We start from the raw sequence: 22,936 nt of genomic DNA, 5'->3' as shown, positions 1-22,936 counted from the left end.
TCCGGATGCTCCGTGGTTTGTATGCGTATGCATGAAAATAACGAGCCTTCCGTAACCGCTCCGTCAACCCCGGGAAATCCCACCGCCCCCGTCCCCGCGGACACCATCCTGCTGGGCGTCAGTACCTTCGGCGACGTCGACCTGTCTGCCGACGGCGCACCCAAGCACCACGCGGAGGTGCTGCGCCAGGTGGTGGAACAGGCCAAGGTGGCCGACGCCGTCGGACTGCACTCCTTCGGCGTGGGGGAGCACCACCGCAGGGACTTCGCCGTCAGCGCGCCGGACGTGGTGCTCGCAGCCATCGCCACGGCCACGGAGAACATCCGGCTCGGCAGTGCGGTCACGGTCCTGAGCTCGGACGATCCCATCCGCGTCTTCCAGCGCTTCGCCACACTCGACGCCCTCTCCAACGGCCGCGCCGAAGTGATCCTGGGCAGGGGTTCGTTCACCGAGTCCTTCCCGCTCTTTGGCTACGACCTGGGCGACTACGACGCGCTGTTCGAGGAGAAGCTGGACATCTATGACCGCGTGCGGTCCCAGAACCCGGTGAACTGGGACGGCCGGACCCGGGCATCGCTTCGGGGCCAGATGGTCTATCCGCACGTGGAAGGCCGACTGCTTCCCACGTGGATCGGCGTGGGCGGCTCACCCCAGTCCGTGGTCCGCACGGCCACCTACGGCTACCCGATGGTCCTGGCGATCATCGGCGGTCAGCCCGAGCGCTTCCGCCCCTATGCCGATCTGTACCGGCGCACCCTGGCCGAAGCCGGTAAGGATCCGCAGGCTCTGTCCGTCCACTCGCCCGGCTATGTGGCCGAGACTGACGAGCAGGCCCTTGAGGAGTACTACCCGCATTGGCTCGCCACCCGGAACAAGATCGGCGCGGAACGCGGCTGGGGACCGGCCGGGCGCGGCGAGTTCGAAGCCGCGGCCGACGAGGACGGTGCCCTGTTCGTTGGTTCCCCGGAGACCGTGGCGGCGAAGGTGGCCCGGCTCAAGGGCACCCTCGGTGCGGACCGCTTCGAGATGAAGTACAGCAGCGGCACGCTGCCCCACGAGCAGATGATGCGCTCCATCGAGCTGTTCGGTTCCAAGGTGGCGCCTCTCGTCGCAGACAAGCTTGCGGACATGCTCGCGGATCGCTGAGGCAGGCGGCCACTATATCCGGCGGCCTCTGTATCCGGAGCCCGCACATGGCGTGGCGCCGGATGCCACCGCACAGGATGGAAGAATAGGGGCATGACTCGTTCCGAAGCCCTCTTCGCCCGTGCCCAGACCCTGATGCCCGGCGGCGTCAACTCACCCGTCCGTGCCTTCGGCTCGGTGGGTGGAACCCCGCGGTTCATGGTTTCGGCCCAGGGTCCTTACCTGACCGACGCCGACGGCAAAGAATACGTCGACTTGGTCTGCTCCTGGGGCCCGGCGCTGCTGGGACACGCCCACCCGGCCGTCCTGGAGGCGGTCCACGCAGCGGTTGACCGCGGCCTTTCCTTCGGCGCGTCCACCCCGGACGAAGCCAACCTGGCAGCCATCGTCCAGGAGCGCGTGCCGGCCGCCGAACGCGTCCGCATGGTCTCCACCGGCACCGAAGCCACCATGACGGCAGTCCGGCTGGCCCGCGGCTTCACCGGCCGGAACCTCATCATCAAGTTCGCCGGCTGCTACCACGGCCACCTGGACGGGCTGCTCGCTGCTGCGGGATCGGGTGTTGCCACCCTGGCGCTGCCGGGCTCGGCCGGCGTCACCGAAGCCACTGCCGCCGAAACGCTGGTCCTGCCCTACAACGACCTCGCCGCCGTCGAAGCCGCCTTTGCCGCGCACGGGCCCAACATCGCGGCCGTCATCACCGAAGCCGCCCCCGCCAACATGGGCGTGGTGACGCCGGGGGAGGGCTTCAACCTGGGGCTGTCCCGCATCACCCGCGAGCACGGTGCCCTGCTCATCCTGGACGAAGTGCTCACCGGCTTCCGCACCGGCTACTCCGGCTACTGGGGGCTCACCGGCGGCGCTCCTGATGCAGCGGACCCGTGGACCCCTGACCTGCTCACCTTCGGAAAGGTCATCGGCGGCGGAATGCCGACGGCGGCCCTCGGCGGGCGTGCCGACGTTATGGACTACCTCGCGCCGCTCGGCCCGGTGTACCAGGCCGGAACGCTGTCCGGGAACCCCGTGGCCATGGCAGCCGGCGTAGCCACCCTGACGCACGCCACCCGCGACGTCTACTCATTTGTGGACGCCCGCTCGCTGGAGCTCTCCTCGGCACTGTCCGCGGCCCTGGACAGTGCCGGGGTGGACCATTCCGTCCAGTTCGCCGGGAACCTCTTCTCCGTGGCGTTCGGCACGTCCGCGAACGGCGTCCACAACTATGCTGACGCCCAGGCCCAGGAAACCTTCCGGTACGCGCCGTTCTTCCACTCCATGCTGGAATCCGGCGTTTACCTGCCGCCGTCGGTCTTCGAGGCCTGGTTCCTGTCGGCCGCCCACGACGACATCGCGATGAACCGGATCTTTGACGCCCTCCCGGCCGCCGCGAAGGCTGCAGCTGCCGCGACAGCCTAGCGCCGCCGTCGGCCGTTGACGGGCGCCCGCAACGGCTGAAGCAAGAAAATCCCCGCCTCCCGGACAAATCCCCGCAGCATGCGTGGGGGAAAAGTCCGGGAGACGGGGATTTTCTGTTGGTGCGCCTACAGCACGTCCGAAAGGAAGCCCTTCAGGCGGTCCGTTGCGGGCGCCGTGAAGATCTGCTCCGGCGGACCCGATTCGACCACGACGCCGGCATCCATAAACGTGACGGTGTCTGAGACGTTGCGGGAGAAGCCCATTTCGTGGGTCACCACCACCATGGTCATGCCGCCCTTGGCGAGGTCGGTCATCAGCGCCAGGACGCCCTTCACCAGTTCCGGGTCAAGCGCGGAGGTGGCCTCGTCAAAGAACATCACCTCAGGCTTCATGGCCAACGCACGGGCGATTGCAACGCGCTGCTGCTGGCCGCCGGAGAGGTTGGCCGGGCGGGCATCAGCTTTGTGCTTGAGGCCCACCAGGTCCAGCTGCTCCAGGGCTTCGGCGCGCGCCTGCTCGTTGGAGAGCTTCCGGAGCTTCCGCAGCGCGAGCGAGACGTTGTCCAGCACGGTCTTGTGCGGGAACAGGTTGAACTGCTGGAACACCATGCCGATCCGCTGGCGCAGCTCGTCCGGGTTGTCTTTCAGGACCGACCGGCCATCCAGCAGGATGTCGCCCTGGTCCGGTTCGATCAGCCGGTTCATGACCCGCAGGAGCGTCGACTTGCCGGAGCCGGACGGGCCGATGACCGAAGCCGTAGTGCCCTTCTCCACGTGGAGGTCGATGCCGCGGAGCACATGGTTATGCCCGAACGAAAGGTGCAGGTTCTTGCCGGTCAGGGTGCCGGAAGTAAATTCCGTCATGCCTGTGCCCCCTTGCCGATAGGTGCCGCCAGCTCGTCCGGTTCCTTCTTCTCCGGCCGGCCGGTACGGAGCCGGTTGTCGATGAAGTTCACGAAGTGTGTCAGCGGCACGGTCAGGATCAGATACAGAACGCCGGCGGCCACCAGCGGCGAAAGGTTCCCCGTGTTGGCCATGGCATCGTTACCGATCCGGAAAATCTCGCGGTCGGAGGCTGCCAGGCCCAGCACAAACACCAGGGAGGAATCCTTCAGCAGCGAGATGAACTGGTTCACCAAGGCAGGCAGCACGCGGCGGATGCCCTGTGGCACCACCACCAGGCGCATGGACTTGCCGTAGCTGAACCCCAAAGCGCGCGAGGCCTCCAACTGGCCCTTCTCCACGCTCTGGATACCGGAACGGAAGATCTCGCCGATGTAGGCGCCGGCGATCAACGTCAGAGCCAGGATCCCGAGCGGATAGGGGTTCCGGTTACCGGTGAGTTCCCGAGCGATGGGGCTGAGCCCAATACCGATCACCAGGATGACCAAAATGGCGGGCAGGCCGCGGAACAGGTCGGTGTAGATCCGAGCTGCCCAGCGGGCCACGGGATTCCGGGAAATGCCCATCAGCGCGAGCAGTAGCCCCAACAAGGAGCCGAGGATGCCCGAGGCCAAGGCCAGGATCAGGGTGTTGGGCAAGCCCACCGTGAGAAGGGAAGGAACGACTTTCGCCATTTCCTCCCAGTTGAGGAACGTTTCACCCAGCTGGTCCAGGAGATCCATAAGCGGTTAAGCCCAGATCAGCTCTGGGGAGCCGGAGCAGCTTTGCTTCCCGGCTTCCAGTCGGCGGGGGCCTCGCGGTCCGGGTACCATTCCTTGGTCAGCTTGGACCAGGTGCCGTCAGCAATTACGGCATCAAGGCCGGAGTTCAAAGCGTCGATCAGAGCCTTGTTGTCTTTGTTCACGGCGTAAGCGGTGAAGTTCTGGGTGTTCACAACAGACTCGGCGATGACAGTTCCGTCGCCGTCCTTCACCTGGCCGGTGGCCTGCTGCGAGGGTGCCACCCAGGCATCGATCTGGCCGTTGCGCACGTTGGCGTACACGGTGGCGTAGTCCGGGAAACGGACCGGCTCGAGCTTCAGGGTGTTGGTGACGTAGTCGTCCTGGACAGTGCCCTGGACAACGCCGATGCGGACATTGGCATCCAGGTCTGCGAAGCCCTTGACGTCGCTGTCGGTCTTGGCAACGACAGCCATAAAGCCGAAGTCGTAGCCGTTGGTGAAGCCCACGTTGGCGCGGCGGGCGTCTGTTGTGGAGATCGAGGACGATCCCACATCGAACTGCTTGGTCTGCACCTGGGAGAGCAGCGCCGAGAAATCGGTGGCTACGAATTCAACCTCGAGGCCAAGCTTTCCGGCAACGGCGCGCAGCAGCTCGTTGTCGTAGCCGGTGAACTTGCCGGCCGGGTCGATGAAGATATTCGGCGGCGCGTCGGAGAGTGTGCCAACTTCCAGCTTGCCTTCGGTGTTGAGGCCCAGCTTGGTCTTGTCGATCTGGTCCAACGGCGTGACGTCGGCGGTGGTGTACTTGTCCAGCGTCTGCTGGTCGCTGCCGGCGAGGGCATCTGTGGGCGTGCCGCTCGGCTGGGCCGTTCCGCTACCGCAGGCGGCCAGCGAGACAGCAAGGGCAACCGCGACGGGAACGCTGGTCAGCCACTTCATGGCTTTGGTCTTCATGAGGAAGTCACTTTCATCAGAGTCATAAGTTCAACCGGGCCTAAGGCTGCGCGTGTGGCGTCTGGCGCCTTGCTCCCAACTGCCGGCCGGCCGGGCGGGATTACCGCTGAACTTAATCTTCTCATTTCCGGCTTTCAGTGCTTCCAGACGAATAAAGTCATGTTCCAAGGCGCGGTTAGCCGAATAAAGGAACGAATGAAACTATTCCTGAACATCTGATGAATGAATGCTGCCCTTGCGGCCGAATCTGAGGGTTCCGACGGCGGCAGTCCGCGGTTCCGCCCTAATTGTGAGTTAGCTCTCAGCTAGAAGTCGCCGCTGGCGTCTTCCGGGGGGAGGACGGGCCATTCGCCTTCGATCACGGCGGCGGGCTTAGTCTTGCGCAGGTAGTTCTGGAAGTCCGCCGCTTGGCTGACAGCCCAGTCCTTTTGCAGTTCGTGAAGCTGGCTGGCCGGCATCTTGAGCTTAGGGAACTTGATGGCCATGGCATCCAGCATCCGGAGCGTGGCCAAAGCGTCCGCGGCCGACGTGTGGGCATTGTCCAGCGTAATGCCGTATTCCTCACACAAAGCGGTCAATGTGCGCTTACCCTTGCGGTAACGGTCCACCTGCTTGTTCATGATGAACGGGTCCAGGACGGGGAAGCGGCTCAACTGCCGGACGCCGTAGCGGGCGGACTCGGCGGCCAGGACGGTGAAGTCGTAGCTGGCGTTGAAGGCAATGACCGGAATCCCGGCGTCGAACAGGTCCTGCAGGACAGTTGCGAGCTCTCCGGTGACTTCATGGGCCGGCCGTCCTTCACGCCGGGCCTGCTCCGTGGTGATGCCGTGGATATCGCTGGCGTCGGTAGGGATTTCGACACCGGGATCGGCCAGCCATTCGTGTTCGGTGATGACGTCCCCCTTGTGGTCCACCACGGTGACCGACGCCGTGACGATCCGCGCGGCACGCGAATTCCGTCCGGTGGTTTCGAGATCGAAGGCTGCGCGGGGGAGGGTGTTCCAGGAGGTCATGCTTCAACGCTACCGGCCAGCACCGACAGGATCCGCCAACGCCACTGCCGGTAACCTTGAGGTATGCGGACTGAGTACATTGAGGCGGTGCTCGCGCTGGTCGAGCTGGTTCCACCCGGCACCGCACTGGCCTACGGTGATGTGGCCGAGCTGCTGGGGTCCGGCGGTCCGCGGCAGGTGGGCCACGCCATGAGCCACTACGGCAGCCAGGTCGCGTGGTGGCGCATCCTCAAAGCAAGCGGCCAGGGTCCGGAAGGGCACGAGGCCGAAGCCCTCCGCCACTACCTGCAGGAGGGGACGCCCCTGCTCGGCAACCACGATGCTTTCCGGCGCACCGGCGAAGGCAAATGGCGGGTGGACCTGATGGCAGCACGCTGGGCACCGGGCGAGGAAGACTTCGACCGGATCGACGCCATTGCGGAGCAGCTGGAGCGGCGGCTGCATAGATTGTCGGTGGCTGATGATGAAATGTCTGTGTGACCGTAACAATCCCCGATGTTGATACCGCCGAGTCCGCACCCACGTCAGCCAGGCCCGCGTCCGCAGCCGGACGATCCGGCGAAACGGGCCTGCGGCTTCTCCCGCCGCGGCAACTGCACGCCGATGTCCCGGCGTTGTCTGCGGACCAGCGCGACGCCGTCGACGTGCCCCACGGCTCAGGGCCCGTCCTGGTTCCCGGCGCACCGGGAACCGGAAAATCAACGATCCTGATCGAAGCCGCCGTCCGTAGGGCCCTGCAGGACGGCGTGGACCCGGAGCGGATCCTCATCCTGGCACCCGGACGCCTCGCCGCCGACTCACTCCGCGACCGCTTCACCGCACGGCTGGACCGCAGTCTGAGCACCATACCGGCCCGGACCTGGGCAGCCTATGCGTTTGACCTGATCCGCCGGGCCAAGGCTGAGGGAATCCTTCCGCTTCCGCGCGCGCCGCGCCTCCTGTCCGGCCCGGAACAGGACCTCATCATCCGCGAACTCCTGGAGGGCCACCGGTTGCCCGGACTGGAACTTCCGTGGCCTGCGGACCTGGAAGCGGCACTGGAGACGCGCGGCTTCCGCCACGAGGTACGCCAACTCTTCGACCGGATTATCGAATCCGGCCGGACCGCCGGTGACCTGGAGGAGCTGGGCCACCAGTGCGGCCGGCCCGACTGGATCGCCGCGGCGGCGCTATACGCCGAGTACCGGGACGTCCTGGACCTGCGCATGCCGGAGGCCTTCGACCCCGCCGGCATCATCACCACGGCACGGCAGATCTTCCAGGACGAGCCTGACTTCCTGGCCTCGGAACGGGATCGTCTTCAGCTCGTGTTGGTGGACGATGTGCAGGAGGCGAACCCTGCCGTGTTCGAACTGCTCGCCGATATCGCCGCCGGCAAGGACTGCTATGTCGCCTACTCTCCGGACACCGTTGTGCAGGGCTTCCGTGGGGCCCGACCCGACCTCGTCGCTGAGCTGCCGCGCCTGCTTTCTGCGACAGCCGGCGTCATCGAGCGGCCGCTGTGGCACACCCATCGGCACGCCCCGGCCATTGCCGAGGCCTGGCTCGGCGTCGCGGGCCGGATCTCGCAGCGTGGGGGCGGCCAGCTGGCCAGGCGGCTCAAGCAGCCCGAACCCCTGGCCGGAACCGCGCACGGGCCCACCGCCGTCGTCGAACCCCAGCCGCAGTCCGCCGGCACGGTGGAAGCACACTTGGTACCGTCCCCGGTCCACGAACTCCGGTACGTTGCCCAGCGCATCCTGGACCAGCACGTCAACCATGGCCGCGACCTGGCCGAGATCGCCGTGATTGTACGTAACGGCGGCCAACTCGGTGAGCTGCAGCGCTACCTCGCGGGCCAGGGGATCCCGGTCCGTGTCCCGGTAGCCGAGTCCGCGGTCCGCGATGAAGTGGCCGTGCGCCCGCTGTTGGACGCCTACGCCATAGCCCTGGATCCCGAGTTGTTGACTCCGGAAGCCGCCGTTGCGCTGCTGACGTCGCGCATCGGGGGTGCCACGTCCATTGAATTGCGCCGGCTCCGCCAGTCGCTGAGGCGGGAAGAGCTGCTGGGCGGCGGCGGACGGACCAGCGACGCGCTGCTGGTTGAAGCATTGCTGGAGCCCGGCGCCCTGGGGACGCTGGGCCTGGAAGGCCGTTCCGCGCGCCGGACCGCCCGCATGATCCAGGCAGGGCGGAGCGCAGCCGCCGAGCCCGGCGCCAATGCCGAGACCGTGCTCTGGGCCCTGTGGCACTCCACCGGACTGGCCAACGCATGGACCGAATCTGCCCTCACCGGCGGTTCCCATGGAGCCCGAGCCGACCGGGACCTTGATGCCATGATGGCGCTCTTCCATACAGCCGAGCGCTACGTGGACCAGATGCCGGGCGCCGGGCCGGAGCAGTTCCTTGAGTACCTCCTGAACCAGGAGTTGCCGATGGATACCCTGGCCGCGCGGGCCCAGGTGGACGACGCCGTCGAGCTGATGACCCCGGCCAGTGCTGCCGGGCGGCAGTGGCCGGTGGTCATTGTGGCGGGGCTGCAGGAAGGCGTCTGGCCCAATACCCGGCTACGCGGTGAGCTGCTGGGCAGCAGCCTGTACGCTGACGCCGTCGAGCATGGGGTCAGCTATGCATTGCAGCTGGACCCGCTGAGCCGGCTGCGGGAAATCCGCTACGACGAACTCCGGAGCTTCTCCACGGCCGTTTCCAGGGCCTGCGAGATGCTGATCTGCACCGCTGTTTCGTCCGAGGACGACCAGCCGTCGTCCTTCCTCGACTATGTGGCGCCGCTTGAGCCGGGCGTCGAGGGCAGGGGCTTCACGCCGGTGGAACGGCCCATGACGCTGCGTGCCCTGGTGGCCGAACTGCGGCAATACGCGCAGCTGGATGGAAAGTATGAGCCCGAAGCCGCCGAGGCCGCCAGGGTCCTGGCCGGACTTGCCGCCGCGGAACCGGCGGTCCCGGGAGCGCATCCGGACAGCTGGTGGGGCCTGCCTCCTTTGACGACGTCGGAACCGGTTGTCCCGCCCGGAGGGACGGTTTACGTCTCGCCGTCGAAGGTGGAATCCGTGCAGAAATCACCGCTCGACTGGTTTGTGCAGGCGGCCGGCGGAGAGGCCGCCACCGACTTCGCCCGGAGCCTGGGCACCCTGGTGCACGCCATCGCGCAGGACCTGCCGGAAGCCTCCGGGGGCGAGTACGTCGCCGAACTCATCCGCCGGTGGCCAACCCTGGGGATGAAGGACAACTGGGAAGGCAAACTCGACTTCCAGCGTGCCGAAACAATGGTGCGCAAGCTCGCCCAGTACGTCCTGGTGATGCGGAGCGAGGGCCGGAGCCTGCTGGGCGTCGAGCAGGACTTTGAGGTCCGGCTGTCCGATGTTCCGCCGGCGGACACCGGGACGGACGATGCCGAGTCCGTCGGAGATTTGGCCGGCGGGACCGACCTTCCCCGCGCCGCCGTGCTCCGCGGCCAGGTTGACCGGCTGGAGATCGACGCCGAAGGAAGGCTCGTCATTGTGGACCTCAAGACGGGCAAAAGGCAGCCTGGCAAGGCAGAGCTGTCCCGCCATCCCCAGCTGGGTGCCTACCAGGCGGCGGTCCTGGCGGGCGGTTTCGCCGATGTACACGGAATGCCCGGCTCAGCAGGGCCCAACACGGTAGTACCGGGCTCACCTTTGCCGGGCGGCGCCGTGCTGGCGCAGCTCGGTACGACAACCAAAAGCCCTGGCGTCCAGCAACAGGATCCCCTGGAGGCCCAGGACAACTGGGCGCTGGACATGGTCACCGATGCGGCCGCGGTAATGTCCGGCAACAGCTTCGAAGCCAGGCATGACCCGGCAAAGAGCAGCCACGGGGGGCACGGCTGCAGGCTCCCTGAAGTCTGTCCGCTCTGTGTCCGCGGAAAGCAGGTCACCGAATGAGCCAGCCCCACGTTCCAGGGCCCCTGTTCAGCCCTGAGCAGCTGTCCAGGCTGTTGGGTGAAAAGAACACGCCGACGCCCGAACAGTCCGCCATCATTTCCTCACCCCTGGCTCCCCGGCTGGTGATCGCGGGGGCGGGCTCCGGCAAGACCGCCACCATGGCCGACCGAGTCGTCTGGCTCGTTGCCAACGGCTGGGTCAGGCCTGAGGAAGTCCTGGGCGTTACGTTCACCAGGAAGGCAGCAGGCGAGCTGGCCACGCGGATCCGGGCCAAGCTGGCGGCACTGCAGCGGGTCGCTGCCCAGGACACACGGCACGAAGTGTTCCCCGAGGGGCTGCTCAGCAGCGACGCCCTGGAGCCCAAGGTGTCCACCTACCACTCATTTGCTAGCGGCATTGTTTCTGACTACGGGCTGCGGCTGGGCGTGGAACGCGACGTTGTGCTGCTCGGCGGGGCCCAGGCCTGGCAGCTCGCCAGCGAAGTGGTGGAAGCGTTCGACGGCGAGTACAGCCACTTCAAGGCAGCCAAGTCCACGCTGGTCAAGGCAGTCATTCAGCTGGCGGGGGAGTGCGCAGAGCACCTGCAGGAACCGGCCGACGTCGAGGCCTGGCTTCTGGCGCGACTCGCTGAGTTTGAAGAACGTCCCTACGTGGCCGGGGCGAACAAGAACGCCCCCCAGGCAGCCGGTGAACTGGCCGCGATGCTGCGCACCAGGGCAAGCGTGGCTGACATGGTGGGCCGCTACGCCGCCGCCAAGAAGTCACGGGGGGCATTGGACTTCGGCGACCTGGTGGCACTTGCGGCCCGTGTGGCCCGGGAAATCCCCCTTGCTGCGGACATGGAACGCCAGCGCTACAAAGTGGTGCTCCTGGACGAGTTCCAGGACACGTCGTATGCCCAGTTGGTCCTGTTTTCGCGGCTTTTCGGCGAGGGCCACGCGGTCACCGCCGTGGGGGACCCCAATCAGTCGATATACGGCTTCCGGGGTGCTTCGGCAGGTCAGCTCTTCCACTTTGTCCGTGAATTCCCTGTCCGCGTGGACGGGGACGACGGGTCGGGACGCTTCACGCTGGCCCCTACGTCGTACCTCACGACGGCGTGGCGCAACGGCCGGGCCATCCTGTCCGCCGCCAACATCATGTCAGAGGCCTTAGGGCGCGCCGAGGCGCAGAAGGCCCCTGCCGGCAGCGCCGGTGTGGGCGCCGCCGCGGAAAGCATCACCCAAGCGGGCACCGCCGCGGCAGGTGCAATGCCCGCGGGCACGGCTACCGCGGCGGCGACTGTGCCGCCGCTGCAGCCCAGTCCCTTCGCAGTGGATGGACTCGTGGTACTGGGCCGCTTCGGCACAGACCTCGACGAAGCCGCCGCCCTTGCCGAGGACGTCATGAGGTACCGGGTCACGGACTTTGAACGTGAGGCCGACGGCACACCGGTGCCGCCGGCACTGGCTGTCCTGTGCCGGCGGCGCGCCCAGATGGAAACCATCCGGCGTGAGTTCGAGGCGCGGGGGATTGCCTACGAAATCGTGGGGCTCGGCGGACTGCTCGACACTCCCGAGATCGTTGATCTGGTGGCCACGCTCCGGGTGCTTGCCGATCCCGGACGCTCGGACTCCCTGATGCGCCTCCTGGCCGGCGCACGCTGGCGGATCGGGCCAGCAGACCTGATGGCCTTCCGAGACTGGTCCAGCCACCTCGCACGCCGTCGCGGCCGCCCCGCCGGCACGGCCACGCCGGAGGACGGGGCCGCCGACGCGTCCGACGAGGCCGTCATCGAAAGCGACCTGACGGACGGTGCCAGCCTGGTTGAAGCGCTGGACTGGCTGCCACGCGAAGATTGGACCTCTTCCAACGGTCGGTCGCTGACCGAAGTGGCCCGCGACCGCCTCGGCAGGCTCTCGACGGAACTCAGGCAGCTGCGCGGCTACCTCGGGGACGACCTCACCACCCTGCTCGGCGTAGTGGAACGCGCCATGTTGCTCGACATCGAAGTGGCAGCACGCCCGGGAACCAGCATCCACCAGGCCCGCCGAAACCTGGACGCCTTCCAGGACGCGGCGGCCGGCTTCCTGCGGACCTCGCACCGGGTGGACATCCTCGCCTTCCTTGCCTGGCTGGAAGCTGCCGCGGCCGAGGAAAACGGCCTCGAAGCTCCGCCGTCGGATATCAACCGCGAGGCTGTACAGCTGCTGACCGTCCATGCGTCCAAGGGCCTGGAATGGGACGTCGTCTTTGTTCCGGGCCTCAACGCCGGCGCCTTCCCCAGCAACAAGGATTCGCGCTGGAGCAGTGGCGCGGCGGCCCTGCCGTGGCCGCTGCGGGGGGACCGTTCGGATCTGCCCCAATGGGATACTGACCAGCCGGACCAGAAAGGCTGGCTGGATGCCGAGAGGGACTTCAAATCAGCCGTCCAGGTCCATGGTGAGGGCGAGGAACGCCGTCTGGCATACGTGGCCTACACCAGGGCAAAGCACGTCCTCTGGGTCGCCAGCGCAGCATGGGTGGGCTCCAGGGCAGGCCGTGCCGAGATGTCACCGTTCCTCGCTGAACTGGAACAGCTTGTCGGCTCCGGCCCCAACACGGCCCCGGCGGACGCCGCGGAAATCTGTGCCGCCATGGTGCACCCGGCGTCAGTGGACGAAGCCTCCCTGCCTGAAAAGAGCCCGTTGACTAGCGAAACGGAGGTGGCCAGATGGCCCTATGACCCCCTCGAAGGTCCAGTTGATGCGCGGACCGGGGAACGCCTGCGGGTTGTTCCCGGCAGGCGACTGGCCATGGAGAGCGCCGCGGCACGCGTCCGGGCAGCCTTGGAGTCCTTGATTCCTGAGGACCCTGCGCCGATTCTTGAACCTGCATCCGCCAATGAGTCCGGGCCAAGGCTCCGGGCCAATGCGGCGGGCTGGGCCAGAGAAGCTGCCTTGCTGCTGGAGCGGCGGTCCAGGCGCGCCTCCGGGCAGAACGTTCATCTGCCCGGCCACATCTCTGCGTCCACGCTGGTGGATCTTGGCGAGGACCCGGCGGGGGTAGTGGGCCGGCTGCGAAGGCCTGTACCGCGTGAGCCCGGCATGTCGGCGAGAAAGGGAACGGCATTCCACGCCTGGGTTGAAGAGTACTTCGGCGCAGCTGGCATGCTGGATCTCGGCGAGGCCCCCGGCTCCGACGACCATATTGACGCCGCCTACGACCTCGACACCATGGTGGCCACCTTCAAAGCCTCGGAATGGGCCGACAGGTCACCGGCATTTGTCGAAGTGCCGGTGGAAACGCGCGTGGGAGACGTGGTGGTCCGCGGGCGCATCGACGCCGTCTTCCAGGACGCGGACGGGAGGTGGGACCTCGTGGACTGGAAAACCGGCCGCCGGCCCTCCGCTGCGCAGCTGCGGGCCAAGTCGGTGCAGCTCGCCGCGTACCGGCTGGCGTGGGCCCGGCTCAAGGGCGTGGCGGTGGACGACGTCAGGGCCGCCTTCTTCTATGTTGCGGACAACCAAGTGGTGCGGCCGCACGACCTGGGCTCCGCTGAGGAGCTCGAACAGATCGTGGCCGCCGCCCTCGATGTCACTGCTCCGTGATGTCACTGCTCCCTGAGGTCAGTGCTCGCTGGGGTCGGCGCCCTGACGTCTGGAAGCGCTCCCTGGTGTCAGTGCTTCCTGACTTCGACGATGCTGATGGCCGCGGTGGACGTGTCCTCGGCGGAGGGGCGTACTGACGGCTTGGCTGCCGGTGCTTCGTCTGCAGAGTCTTCGTCCGCCGGTGCTTCGTCGGACGGGAGGGGCTCGGCCGGGATAGGGCTGACTTCCACTGCGGGCACCACAGGAACCGGCTCCACCGACGGGACGGGCACGGGGACGACGGTCACCGCCGGAGCAGCGGCCACACCCACCGATTGGGAATGGGCTGCCGGGGACTGGGCGGCGTCGTCGGCCCGGGCAGCCGGGGCGGGCAGCGGCTCAACACTGATGGCCTGGCCGCCGTGCTCTTCGACGTCGGCCGCGAGGGTTTCCAGCATGCCTTCGGCTTCGGCAACCATACCCGCGTCGCCGGCAGCGATGCCCTTGACCAGGTATTGCGCCAACGCGAACTCGGCAGACAGGGCAGCCCGCCGTAGCAGGTGCTGGTCCGGGGCGTCGCGGCGGCTGCCGGTGTAACCGGCAAGAACTGCATCCACGAAATCCTGTTCGTTCGAGGCAACCAGCCAGGCGAAGTCGTCGGCGGGATCCCCGATCCGCAGGTCCGTCCAGCCCGTAACGGCCGTGACGCGGCCGCTTTCCACGAGCAGGTTGTCCTCATGGAGGTCCCCGTGGACAACGCACGGGTTGAACCGCCACAGCGAGACGTCTTCAAGGGCATGTTCCCAGCGGAGCAGCAGCGACGCCGGGATTTTTCCGGTGGTGGCCGCCTGGTCGAGCTCGTTGAGCCGGCGCTGGCGGAATTCGTTGGGCGTGTAGCTGGGCAGGTCGGCATTGCTGACCAGGGAGTGCGGAAGATCATGGATGGCCGCCAGCGCTGTCCCGATTTCCCGGGCGAGCGCGGCCGGACCCGCGGTGAGTTCTTCCACACTTTGCGTGCTCCCGGCCAGATGGGAGTACACAAAGGTGCTGAGGTTGCCAAGCCGGACGCTGCCGGCCACAGTGGGCATAAGGAAGGGCAGCTCGGCCCGGATGGCCGGTGCGAATGCCCGGAGGACGAGGAACTCCGTCTCGAGCCTGGCACTGGCTTCCGCATGCCGCGGGGACCTGACCCGCCACTGTTTGTCTTCCGAATCCAGCAGCAGCGCGGAGTCGAAATCCGCGGGATCGTCCGCAGCGGAGCTAACGGCGGTTGGGGTCAGCCCGGGGACTGCCGCGGTTGCCACGGCTGCCAGTTCGATCGGTTTTCTTCTCACCGTTCCACGGTAGATTGAGTGGCGTCCAAGACAACGATGTGCGGCGGCGAGTCTCCAGATATGCTGCAAAAGTTGGCTTCCGCACCCTGTCCGGACGCCCACGCCAGATGTCCCGCCGAATGTCCCGGCCGAATGTAAATTGTCAGTCCGAGTCAGTACGGTGGAAACATGAGTCATGCGGAGTCCGCTATACCGGCCTACCAGCCGCAGGCAGCCCAGCTGCCGGCCAACCACCTGTTCGATACCGTACTGCCGGTTCTCCCGGCTGCCGTGGACCGCGGCTCCGCTGACCGTGTCAGGCCAGGCATGGTTGAGGAATTGCTGGACAGCGAGCACACGCGGGCAGTGGTCCTTGCCGGGCGGCAGGCCCTGGTGCAGGGTAACCAGCTCCTGCTGCCCGCAGCCGCCCAGCTGCTGGCTGACGTGCGGGACGGTGGCTCAGCCCCGGAGCAGGTCATCTATCTTGGCGCCGCGCTGGACGGCTCGGACCTTACCGCCGGCACCGAAATGGTCCTTGTTGTCCTTCCCGAACCTGCCGAGCCAGGCACTGCCGGAATCCCGGGCAATTCGGAGTGGGCCGGCTTCCGTGACATCGCCGCCGTCCTGAACCCCACTGACACGGCGTTGTTCGTCGAGGCCAGCGCCATCGCCAACTGGCACGCTGGCCATACGCACTGCCCCCGCTGCGGGGCCCGAACTGCCGTGGAGGCCGGCGGCTGGGTCCGCCGCTGCCCCCAGGACAGCTCGGAACACTACCCCCGGACGGATCCGGCCATCATCGTCACGGTGGTGGGGCCGGACGGACGGCTGCTGCTCGGTGGAGGCGGACCGGTTGACGCGAAGAATTACTCCACGCTGGCCGGATTCGTCGAACCAGGCGAATCCCTGGAACAGGCCGTCGTCAGGGAAATCCACGAAGAAGTGGGCGTCCGGGTCACAGGATGCCAGTACTTGGGCTCGCAGTCATGGCCGTTCCCGGCCTCCCTTATGCTTGGATTTACCGCCATCACCGAAGACGCCGTGGCAAAGCCCGACGGCGTGGAGGTAACCCGTGCGCGCTGGTTCAGCCGGGAGGAACTCCAGGACGCCGTGCTTACCGGTGAAATCACCATCTCCAGCAGGCTGTCCATCGCACGCTCGCTGATTGAGCACTGGTATGGCGGCCGGATCATGGACCGCACGGACACCTGACTCCCGGAACAGGCATCACCATTGGCCAGACGCCAGCACGTGGCAGTCGCGACAACAACAGAGCAGCAGAAGTGACCACAGAGAATTTTGACAGTGCCGAGTCCCTTGAGGAACGAATCCTTGGGGGACTTGACGCTGAACAGCGCGAGGTCGCCAGCACGCTGAATGGGCCGCTGTGCGTCCTTGCCGGTGCCGGCACCGGCAAGACCCGGGCCATTACGCACCGGATTGCCTATGGCGTGCACTCAGGGGTGTACAGTTCCCAGCGGCTCCTCGCCGTGACGTTCACCGCCCGGGCCGCCGCGGAAATGCGCAGCAGGCTGCGGGACCTTGGCGTGGGCAATGTCCAGGCGCGCACCTTCCACGCCGCCGCCTTGCGGCAGCTGCAGTTTTTCTGGCCGCAGGCGGTCGGCGGCACGCTGCCCAACCTGCTGGACCACAAGGCCCAGATGATCGCCGAAGCGTCCCGCCGCCTGCGGCTCAGCACTGACCGCGCGTCCATCCGGGACCTCGCCTCCGAAATCGAATGGGCCAAGGTCTCCATGCTGACCCCTGCCAACTACCTGGAGAACGCGCAGGGCAGGGGAACCCCGGGCGGGTTCGACCTCACCGCCGTCGCCCGGGTCTTCCAGTCCTATGAGGACGTCAAGACCGACCGCAACGTCATTGATTTTGAGGACGTACTCCTGATCACGGTGGGGATCCTGCAGGAGGACCAGAAAGTCGCGGCCACCGTCCGCGAGCAGTACCGGCATTTTGTGGTGGATGAGTACCAGGACGTTTCGCCGCTGCAGCAGCGCCTCCTGGAGCTGTGGCTGGGCGGGCGGGACGAGCTGTGCGTTGTGGGCGATGCGAGCCAGACGATCTACTCGTTTACCGGCGCTTCGCCCAAACACCTGCTGGGATTCAAGGCCCAGTACCCCGAGGCTAATGTGGTGAAACTGATCCGGGATTACCGTTCCACGCCGCAGGTGGTCAAGCTGGCCAACGATCTCCTGGCCGCACGGCGTGGCGGCGGGCCGGTGGCCGATGCCGCCTGGGCGGCTCCGCTGCAGCTGGTGGCCCAGCGGCCGGCGGGGCCCGTCCCGCAGTTCACCGAGTGCTCCGACGATGAAGCCGAAGCCGCCACGGTCGCCATCAAGATCCAGAAACTGCTCGACGCCGGCACTCCGGCGAGCCAGATCGCTGTCCTTTTCCGCACAAACGGGCAGTCCCAGGCTTACGAACAGGCGCTCGCTGCGGCCGGGATCAGTTACCAGCTCCGTGGCGGTGAACGGTTCTTCGCCCGCAAGGAAGTGCGCGACGCCATCCTTCAGCTGCGCGCGGCGACCCGGGCCGTTGCTGAAACCGCGACGCCGGAACCGCTCGGCCAGCTGGTCCGCGATATCGTGGCCTCGCTGGGCTACACGGACGCCCCGCCCCATAACGGCGGCGCGCTGCGCGAACGCTGGGAGTCCCTGGCAGCGCTGGTGGCGCTCGCGGACGAACTGGTCCACGTCCGCGGCGAGCAGTTCAGTCTGGGTGACTTCGTTAATGAACTCCAGGAGCGGTCCCTCGCGCAGCATGCTCCCACTGTCCAGGGCGTGACACTGGCTTCGCTTCACGCCGCGAAGGGTCTCGAATGGGACGCTGTGTTCCTGGTGGGCCTCTGCGAAGGCCTGATGCCCATCTCCTTTGCGGACACACCCGAAGCCGTGGATGAGGAGCGCCGCCTGCTTTACGTGGGCATCACGCGTGCCCGCGAGCACCTGTCGCTTTCCTGGTCCACGGCACGCACGCCCGGCGGCCGGGCCAACCGCAAACCCTCCCGCTTCCTCGACGGGCTCCGGCCCAACTCGGTGGCCAGCTCCAGCGCCCGCGGAAAAGGGCTGGCGCCGCGCCGGAAATCGGCGGCCCCCGCCACCTGCAGGGTCTGCGGGAGCATGCTGGCCAGCGGCGCCGAACGGAAGGTGGGCCGCTGCAACGGCTGTCCTCCCAGTTACGAAGAACAGACGTTCGATGCCCTTCGGCAGTGGCGGAAGGAAATTGCGCTGGCGGCCGAGGTGCCGGCGTTTGTGGTCTTCACCGATGCCACGCTGACGGCCATCGCAGAGGCCAAACCGTCCACACTGGAGGAACTGGCGGCGCTGGCCGGCGTGGGTCCGTCCAAACTGGAACGCTACGGCGAAGACGTGCTGCGGGTGCTCGTCGAAAGTACCACCCTGTGACCCGCCGGCCGGCAGGACAGGACACCCTCCCCGTCACCACGGCGGACGGCTCACCGGTTGAAGTGCGGCGGTCGGCCCGCCGGACCAGGACCGTGGCTGCCTTCTGGGAGAACGGGACGGCCGTGGTGGCCATTCCGGCCCGGTTTACCGCCGCGCAGGAGTCTGAATGGGTGCACCGCATGCTGGAGAAGCTGCACCGCCAGGGGGAGCGGCGCTCCCGCAAAGGAAGTAAACAGCCAGCCACTGATACTGCCCTGGCTGCCCACGCCGCAGCCCTTTCGGCCCGGTACTTCGGCGGCAGGGCAGTCCCGACGTCGGTCCGCTGGGTCAGCAACCAGAACTCGCGCTGGGGCTCCGCAACGCCGTCGGAAGGATCCATCCGGCTCTCCGACAAGCTCCGGCCCATGCCGCAGTGGGTCATCGACTACGTCCTGCTGCATGAGCTCGCGCACCTGCTGGTGGCCGGGCACAACGCCGCGTTCTGGAAGCTGTTGGAGGCCTACCCCGACACGATGCGGGCCAAGGCCTTCCTGGAAGGCGTCTCGTTCGCCACCTCCCGGGGCCTGACCGCGGGCAGCAATGATTCAAACCCGGGCGACGCCGATTAGGCGTGTCTCCTAACCTTCGCCTAATGCTCGGGTCGAGCCGGGGAAAATGGTTGCTTCGCAGGGGGATCAAATGTCAGCCTCGAAGTGATCCCGTCGCCGGGGCGACGGGCAACAGGGAAAAGAGCACGGCATGGGACTCATCCATATCGACCTGTTCACCACGCTCGACGGCGTCGCGCAGGCGCCCGGCGGGCCGGACGAGGACGCTGACGGCGGCTTCGCGTTTGGCGGCTGGCAGGCGCCCCTCCTAGACGAAATCGTCGGCGAGCAGGTCGACTCCGGGATGGCGGGGATGGACGCGCTGCTGCTTGGGCGACGGACCTACGACATCTTCGCCGCATACTGGCCGGACGCGGACGGGGGAATTGCGCGGCTGTTCAACCGCCTCCCGAAATACGTGGCCTCGCGCCAATTGTCGGCCCTCGAGTGGGCCGACTCCACACTGCTGGGTCCTGATGTCGTCGCTGCCGTGCGCGAACTGCGCGACCGTCACGCGAACATCCACGTCGTTGGCAGTCTCGACTTCGTGCAGACCCTGTTCGCCGAGCGGCTCTTTGACCGGCTCACGCTGTGGGTGTATCCGATCCTCCTCGGCGGTGGAAAGAAGGTCTTCGCCGACGGGGTGGTTCCGACGAACCTCAGACTCATCGAGCCGGTCGTCGCCTCACCGAAGGGTGCGGTCCTGCAGCGCTACGCGCTCGCCGGTGGCACGCCTGGCGTCGGCGATATGTCGGCCAGCGACCAGGCAGGCTAGGTTGAAGCTGCGTTCCACGACGTAGGGCGCAACACCCTAGGCGCCGTCGCGCGAGTAGTTTGAGCGGTACCACGCCGTTGCCGAACGTCCGTGTCCCCTCGAGCCTGAGGTCCATCCGGACATCAGGGGCCTCGAACAGGGGCCGGCCCTGCCCCAGAACCACGGGATGGACGAGAATTCGGAGTTCGTCGATCAGGCCGTGCCGCATCGGCAGTGGGCCAGTAACCGGCCATCAGCTCATGGGTGACGCGCCCGAACATGAAGGCCCGGTAGTCCGGAACTGCCCGTTCAAGTGGCGGAGGAGTTCGTCATCCACCAGGTGCCAGCTGATGTCCCGGTCGATCGTCTCGAAGAATCCGTCCCAAGACACCGACATCATCAGGATGATCTTGCGCATTCGAACACCTCCAGTGGCGACGACAGGCGGCGCGGCCGCCGTCGTACCGTGCGGTCCGGCTAACCCTTGGGCTGCTCACCGTCGCCGGTGGGCTGGTCGCCGTCGTCACGGCCGTCGGAATCATCCTGCGGCGCGTTGTCGAAGCCGCCGCTCAGCAGCTTCTGCAGGGCGTCGTCCACTTCGCTGTCGCTGGCCTCGGCCAGCTGGCGGCGGCCACTGAACCCCTGCGGGTCATCGAGGTCCTCGGCGGTGGGGAGGAGGTCCGGGTGCTGCCAGATGGCATCGCGTCCGGCAATGCCCCGTTCGTCCTTCAGCGTGGCCCACAGCGTGGCAGCCTCGCGCAGGCGGCGGGGGCGCAGTTCGAGTCCCACCAGGGAAGAGAAAGCGTGTTCCGCCGGACCGCCGGTGGCACGGCGTCGCCGGACTGTTTCCCGGAGCGCACCGGCGGACGGCAGCAGCTTCTCTGTGGCCGAAGCGGTGAGCTCGTCCACCCAGCCTTCAACGAGGGCCAGGGCCGTCTCAAGTTTTTCAAGCGCCTGCTCCTGAGCAGGGGTCCGCTGCGGCATAAAGACACCCTGGGACAGCGCCTCCTGGATGCCTTCAGGGTTGCTGGGGTCCAGGTCGCGGGCCAGCTCTTCAATCCTGGAAGTGTCGATATGGATGCCGCGGGCGTAGGCCTCGATGGCGCCGAGCAAGTGGCCGCGCAGCCAGGGAACCTGGACAAACAGCCGCGCATGGGCTGCCTCGCGGACGGCCAGGAACAGCCGGATGTCGTTCTCCGGCAGGCTCAGGCCTTCCCCGAACTTGGTCACATTGGCCGGCAAGAGGGCCATTTCCAGGTCGGCCAGGGGAACACCGATGTCAGTGGAGCTGACTACCTCGGCGGACAGGGCGCCGATCGCCTGCCCCAGCTGCATCCCAAAGATCGCGCCGCCCATGTTCTGCAGCATGGACGAAGCCCCGCCCATCATGGACTTCATCTCTTCGGGCATCTGTTCGGTCATGGCGCTGGAGAGCGCGTTGGCGATGCTGTTGGCTACGGGCTCGGTCAGCCGCTTCCACGTTCCAAGGGTGGCTTCCACCCACTCGGCACGCGACCACGCACGGCCGATCAGGCCGGTGGCAGGCAGGTCGGTCACGGGATCGAGCCACAGTTCGGCCAGCCGCAGGGCCTCGTCGACTTCGCGGGTCTGCAGGGACGTGACGGACGGGTCGGCGCTGCTGGCGGCAACCCGGCGGGCGTTCTCGTGCGCGAGCTGCCAGTTGACGGGCCCTTCGGAAGGGGCGCTCATCATGGCCTGGACCTGGGAGAACATCTGGGCCAAAAGATTGGGGTCGTTCGGCAGGCCGGCTGCCTTTGCGAGTTCGGCGGGGTCGAAGTTTTCCATGCCCTTGCCGCCCATCAGGTTCTGCAGCATCTCGGTCAACGGATCCTTTGGCGTATCGTCGCCGTTGGACGGATTGAGTGGGTTGGAGGTCATGATCCCGCCGATCGTCGGTGTGACTGTTCACTTCACGGTACCCCGGGCAGGGGCGGCTGTCTGCCGGACAGGCGTCACGTTCGCTGTAGGCAAAGAGCTGGCCGGGGGCGGCACCGCGTAGTGTTGATTCAGTGACTACAACCCGCGGCGATCATCCGCAAGAGGACCACGCTCCAGAGCTCGACGCCGGCACCACAGCGAGTGCCGCAGCGCCCGGAACAGGTGTAGCCGGCCCCCCGCCAACAGGGCAGAATGCCCCCCGCAGCTCCCCGCCGGGGGACCGGCGGGTGTCCGTGATGATGCTTTCCGGCGTCCTGGCGCTGGGTCTGGGGATCGCGGCCGTCACCGTCCCGGTGCCTTATGTTGTGGAATCCCCCGGACCCACCTTCAACACAATCGGCCAGAGCCAGGGCAGCCCTGTCATCAGCGTGACGGGCCACGAAACCTATCCCGCCAAGGGAAATCTGGACCTGACCACCGTTTATGTCGATGGCGGCCCCAACGGCCCGGTGAGCGTCCTGGGTGCCTTCACCGCCTGGCTGGACGGGTCCAAGTCCGTTCACCCGGTGGAGCTGCTTTACCCCAGTGGCACCACAAAGGAGGAGGCCGACGAGCAGAGCTCCGTGGCCATGACGTCGTCGCAGGAGAATGCGGTGGCATCAGCACTCAAGGAGCTCGACATTCCCTTCGGCCAGCAGCTCCAGGCCGCGGGGCTGCCCGGTGGTTCGCCGTCCGCCGGCAAGGTTGAAAACGGCGACATCTTCGAATCGATCAACGGCAAACCCATCACATCGCTCGCCGTGGTGCAGGAGGAACTGGCCGCCGGCCAGGGAGCACCGGCCACCCTGGTGGTGCAGCGCGCAGGGGAATCCGTCACACAGACCATCACCCCCATGAACAACGGTGCGGGCCGCTACATTCTCGGAGTCATGCTCAAGTACCTGTTCACGTTTCCGTTCGACGTGAAGATTTCACTGGACAAGGTTGGCGGACCCAGTGCCGGGCTGATGTTTTCGCTTGGCATCATCGACACCGTGACGCCGGGGGACCTGACAGGCGGCAAACATGTCGCCGGAACGGGGACCATCACCCCCGACGGCACCGTAGGTCCCATCGGCGGCATCCGGCAGAAGATGCTGGGCGCGCGTGCCGGGGGAGCCACCGTATTCCTCGCCCCGGCAGAAAACTGCGACGAAGTTGTGGGCCATGTGCCGGAGGGACTGCAGGTGCTCAAAGTGGAGAACATCGCAGAGGCGCGTCACGCCGTCGAACTCGCCGGATCCGGGCAGGACCCGGGCGCTTTGCCGGTCTGCGCCAGCAACTAGACTGAGGCCAGGAACTAAGCTTTACCGCCACTCGTGGCAG

General features: G+C 66.8%; 18 protein-coding genes. 10 read left to right on the top strand and 8 right to left on the bottom strand.

The features are described 5' to 3' along the window. Positions 1–27: 27 nt before the first annotated feature. Both NG701_RS10960 and hemL read left to right on the top strand, forming a co-directional pair. Positions 28–1,146 carry an LLM class flavin-dependent oxidoreductase gene (locus NG701_RS10960; protein ID WP_252567359.1) on the top strand — a complete coding sequence of 373 codons (1,119 nt, stop codon included), beginning with the start codon at positions 28–30 and terminating at the stop codon, positions 1,144–1,146. A gap of 93 nt (positions 1,147–1,239) precedes the next feature. Continuing rightward, positions 1,240–2,559, top strand: coding sequence for a glutamate-1-semialdehyde 2,1-aminomutase (gene hemL / locus NG701_RS10955; protein ID WP_252567356.1), 1,320 nt, complete (start codon positions 1,240–1,242; stop codon positions 2,557–2,559). Positions 2,560–2,684: 125 nt separating this feature from the next. Here hemL and NG701_RS10950 read toward each other — a convergent pair whose 3' ends face one another. The 4 genes from NG701_RS10950 to NG701_RS10935 all read right to left on the bottom strand — a co-directional run bounded on the left by NG701_RS10950 (position 2,685) and on the right by NG701_RS10935 (position 6,149). Further along, a complete protein-coding gene (locus NG701_RS10950) occupies positions 2,685–3,422 on the bottom strand; it encodes an amino acid ABC transporter ATP-binding protein (RefSeq protein ID WP_252567354.1) in 738 nt (245 codons plus the stop codon). Next, complete coding sequence (locus NG701_RS10945) at positions 3,419–4,183, bottom strand: amino acid ABC transporter permease (RefSeq protein ID WP_056343886.1); 765 nt, start codon at positions 4,181–4,183, stop codon at positions 3,419–3,421. The genes NG701_RS10950 and NG701_RS10945 overlap by 4 nt, the downstream gene beginning before the upstream one ends. A gap of 17 nt (positions 4,184–4,200) precedes the next feature. Next, complete coding sequence (locus NG701_RS10940) at positions 4,201–5,136, bottom strand: ABC transporter substrate-binding protein (protein ID WP_252567352.1); 936 nt, start codon at positions 5,134–5,136, stop codon at positions 4,201–4,203. Positions 5,137–5,441: 305 nt separating this feature from the next. Next, a complete protein-coding gene (locus tag NG701_RS10935) occupies positions 5,442–6,149 on the bottom strand; it encodes a 3'-5' exonuclease (RefSeq protein ID WP_252567350.1) in 708 nt (235 codons plus the stop codon). A 63-nt stretch (positions 6,150–6,212) separates the two neighbouring features. On the opposite strand from NG701_RS10935, the gene NG701_RS10930 reads away from it, so the two are divergent. The 3 genes from NG701_RS10930 (at position 6,213) to NG701_RS10920 (ending at position 13,620) form a co-directional block, all read left to right on the top strand. Continuing rightward, entirely contained in the window at positions 6,213–6,629 is a 417-nt protein-coding gene (locus NG701_RS10930) for an MGMT family protein (RefSeq protein WP_252567348.1), read from the top strand. An 89-nt stretch (positions 6,630–6,718) separates the two neighbouring features. Continuing rightward, a complete protein-coding gene (locus tag NG701_RS10925) occupies positions 6,719–10,051 on the top strand; it encodes an ATP-dependent helicase (RefSeq protein ID WP_252567654.1) in 3,333 nt (1,110 codons plus the stop codon). Then, positions 10,048–13,620 carry an ATP-dependent helicase gene (locus tag NG701_RS10920; protein WP_252567346.1) on the top strand — a complete coding sequence of 1,191 codons (3,573 nt, stop codon included), beginning with the start codon at positions 10,048–10,050 and terminating at the stop codon, positions 13,618–13,620. The genes NG701_RS10925 and NG701_RS10920 overlap by 4 nt, the downstream gene beginning before the upstream one ends. 68 nt (positions 13,621–13,688) lie before the next feature. Here the strand turns inward: NG701_RS10920 and NG701_RS10915 are convergent, their stop codons facing one another. Continuing rightward, on the bottom strand, positions 13,689–14,933 hold the full coding sequence (locus tag NG701_RS10915) for a macrolide 2'-phosphotransferase (RefSeq protein ID WP_252567344.1): 1,245 nt from the start codon (positions 14,931–14,933) through the stop codon (positions 13,689–13,691). 168 nt (positions 14,934–15,101) lie between these two features. Between NG701_RS10915 and nudC the strand changes: the two genes are divergently transcribed. From nudC to NG701_RS10895, 4 genes are all read left to right on the top strand, one after another. Beyond that, positions 15,102–16,124: an NAD(+) diphosphatase gene (gene nudC / locus NG701_RS10910; RefSeq protein ID WP_252567342.1), complete on the top strand. Its 1,023-nt coding sequence runs from the start codon at positions 15,102–15,104 to the stop codon at positions 16,122–16,124. Between the two features lie 71 nt (positions 16,125–16,195). After that, a complete protein-coding gene (locus NG701_RS10905; protein ID WP_252567340.1) occupies positions 16,196–18,331 on the top strand; it encodes an ATP-dependent DNA helicase UvrD2 in 2,136 nt (711 codons plus the stop codon). Further along, positions 18,328–18,939, top strand: coding sequence for a M48 metallopeptidase family protein (locus NG701_RS10900; RefSeq protein ID WP_252567338.1), 612 nt, complete (start codon positions 18,328–18,330; stop codon positions 18,937–18,939). Before NG701_RS10905 ends, NG701_RS10900 begins: the two co-directional genes overlap by 4 nt. 130 nt (positions 18,940–19,069) lie before the next feature. Then, on the top strand, positions 19,070–19,693 hold the full coding sequence (locus tag NG701_RS10895; protein ID WP_252567336.1) for a dihydrofolate reductase family protein: 624 nt from the start codon (positions 19,070–19,072) through the stop codon (positions 19,691–19,693). On the opposite strand, the gene NG701_RS10890 is transcribed toward NG701_RS10895, so the two are convergent. Genes NG701_RS10890 through NG701_RS10880 form a run of 3 tightly spaced genes read right to left on the bottom strand, consistent with a single transcriptional unit; the run spans position 19,584 to position 21,571 of the window. After that, positions 19,584–19,901 carry a dihydrofolate reductase family protein gene (locus NG701_RS10890; RefSeq protein WP_252567334.1) on the bottom strand — a complete coding sequence of 106 codons (318 nt, stop codon included), beginning with the start codon at positions 19,899–19,901 and terminating at the stop codon, positions 19,584–19,586. The two genes, NG701_RS10895 and NG701_RS10890, sit on opposite strands and share 110 nt — an antisense overlap. Before the next feature lie 24 nt (positions 19,902–19,925). Continuing rightward, positions 19,926–20,090: a dihydrofolate reductase family protein gene (locus tag NG701_RS10885; protein ID WP_252567332.1), complete on the bottom strand. Its 165-nt coding sequence runs from the start codon at positions 20,088–20,090 to the stop codon at positions 19,926–19,928. A 59-nt stretch (positions 20,091–20,149) separates the two neighbouring features. Next, on the bottom strand, positions 20,150–21,571 hold the full coding sequence (locus NG701_RS10880; RefSeq protein ID WP_252567330.1) for a zinc-dependent metalloprotease: 1,422 nt from the start codon (positions 21,569–21,571) through the stop codon (positions 20,150–20,152). Between the two features lie 131 nt (positions 21,572–21,702). Here NG701_RS10880 and NG701_RS10875 point away from each other — a divergent pair, with 131 nt between their 5' ends. Beyond that, complete coding sequence (locus tag NG701_RS10875; protein ID WP_374208680.1) at positions 21,703–22,896, top strand: YlbL family protein; 1,194 nt, start codon at positions 21,703–21,705, stop codon at positions 22,894–22,896. Positions 22,897–22,936 lie beyond the last annotated feature (40 nt).

The organism is Pseudarthrobacter cellobiosi (assembly GCF_023913815.1).
Lineage (GTDB): Bacteria > Actinomycetota > Actinomycetes > Actinomycetales > Micrococcaceae > Arthrobacter > Arthrobacter cellobiosi.
This window is presented reverse-complemented; position numbering and strand designations above follow the sequence as displayed.

Bases quoted from the DNA above. Each gene is read 5' to 3' on its own strand.
- NG701_RS10960 (WP_252567359.1), top strand. From the start codon at position 28: ATGCATGAAAATAACGAGCCTTCCGTAACCGCTCCGTCAACCCCGGGA.
- hemL (WP_252567356.1), top strand. From the start codon at position 1,240: ATGACTCGTTCCGAAGCCCTCTTCGCCCGTGCCCAGACCCTGATGCCC.
- NG701_RS10950 (WP_252567354.1), bottom strand. From the start codon at position 3,422: ATGACGGAATTTACTTCCGGCACCCTGACCGGCAAGAACCTGCACCTT.
- NG701_RS10945 (WP_056343886.1), bottom strand. From the start codon at position 4,183: ATGGATCTCCTGGACCAGCTGGGTGAAACGTTCCTCAACTGGGAGGAA.
- NG701_RS10940 (WP_252567352.1), bottom strand. From the start codon at position 5,136: ATGAAGACCAAAGCCATGAAGTGGCTGACCAGCGTTCCCGTCGCGGTT.
- NG701_RS10935 (WP_252567350.1), bottom strand. From the start codon at position 6,149: ATGACCTCCTGGAACACCCTCCCCCGCGCAGCCTTCGATCTCGAAACC.
- NG701_RS10930 (WP_252567348.1), top strand. From the start codon at position 6,213: ATGCGGACTGAGTACATTGAGGCGGTGCTCGCGCTGGTCGAGCTGGTT.
- NG701_RS10920 (WP_252567346.1), top strand. From the start codon at position 10,048: ATGAGCCAGCCCCACGTTCCAGGGCCCCTGTTCAGCCCTGAGCAGCTG.
- nudC (WP_252567342.1), top strand. From the start codon at position 15,102: ATGAGTCATGCGGAGTCCGCTATACCGGCCTACCAGCCGCAGGCAGCC.
- NG701_RS10895 (WP_252567336.1), top strand. From the start codon at position 19,070: ATGGGACTCATCCATATCGACCTGTTCACCACGCTCGACGGCGTCGCG.
- NG701_RS10890 (WP_252567334.1), bottom strand. From the start codon at position 19,901: ATGCGGCACGGCCTGATCGACGAACTCCGAATTCTCGTCCATCCCGTG.
- NG701_RS10885 (WP_252567332.1), bottom strand. From the start codon at position 20,090: ATGCGCAAGATCATCCTGATGATGTCGGTGTCTTGGGACGGATTCTTC.
- NG701_RS10880 (WP_252567330.1), bottom strand. From the start codon at position 21,571: ATGACCTCCAACCCACTCAATCCGTCCAACGGCGACGATACGCCAAAG.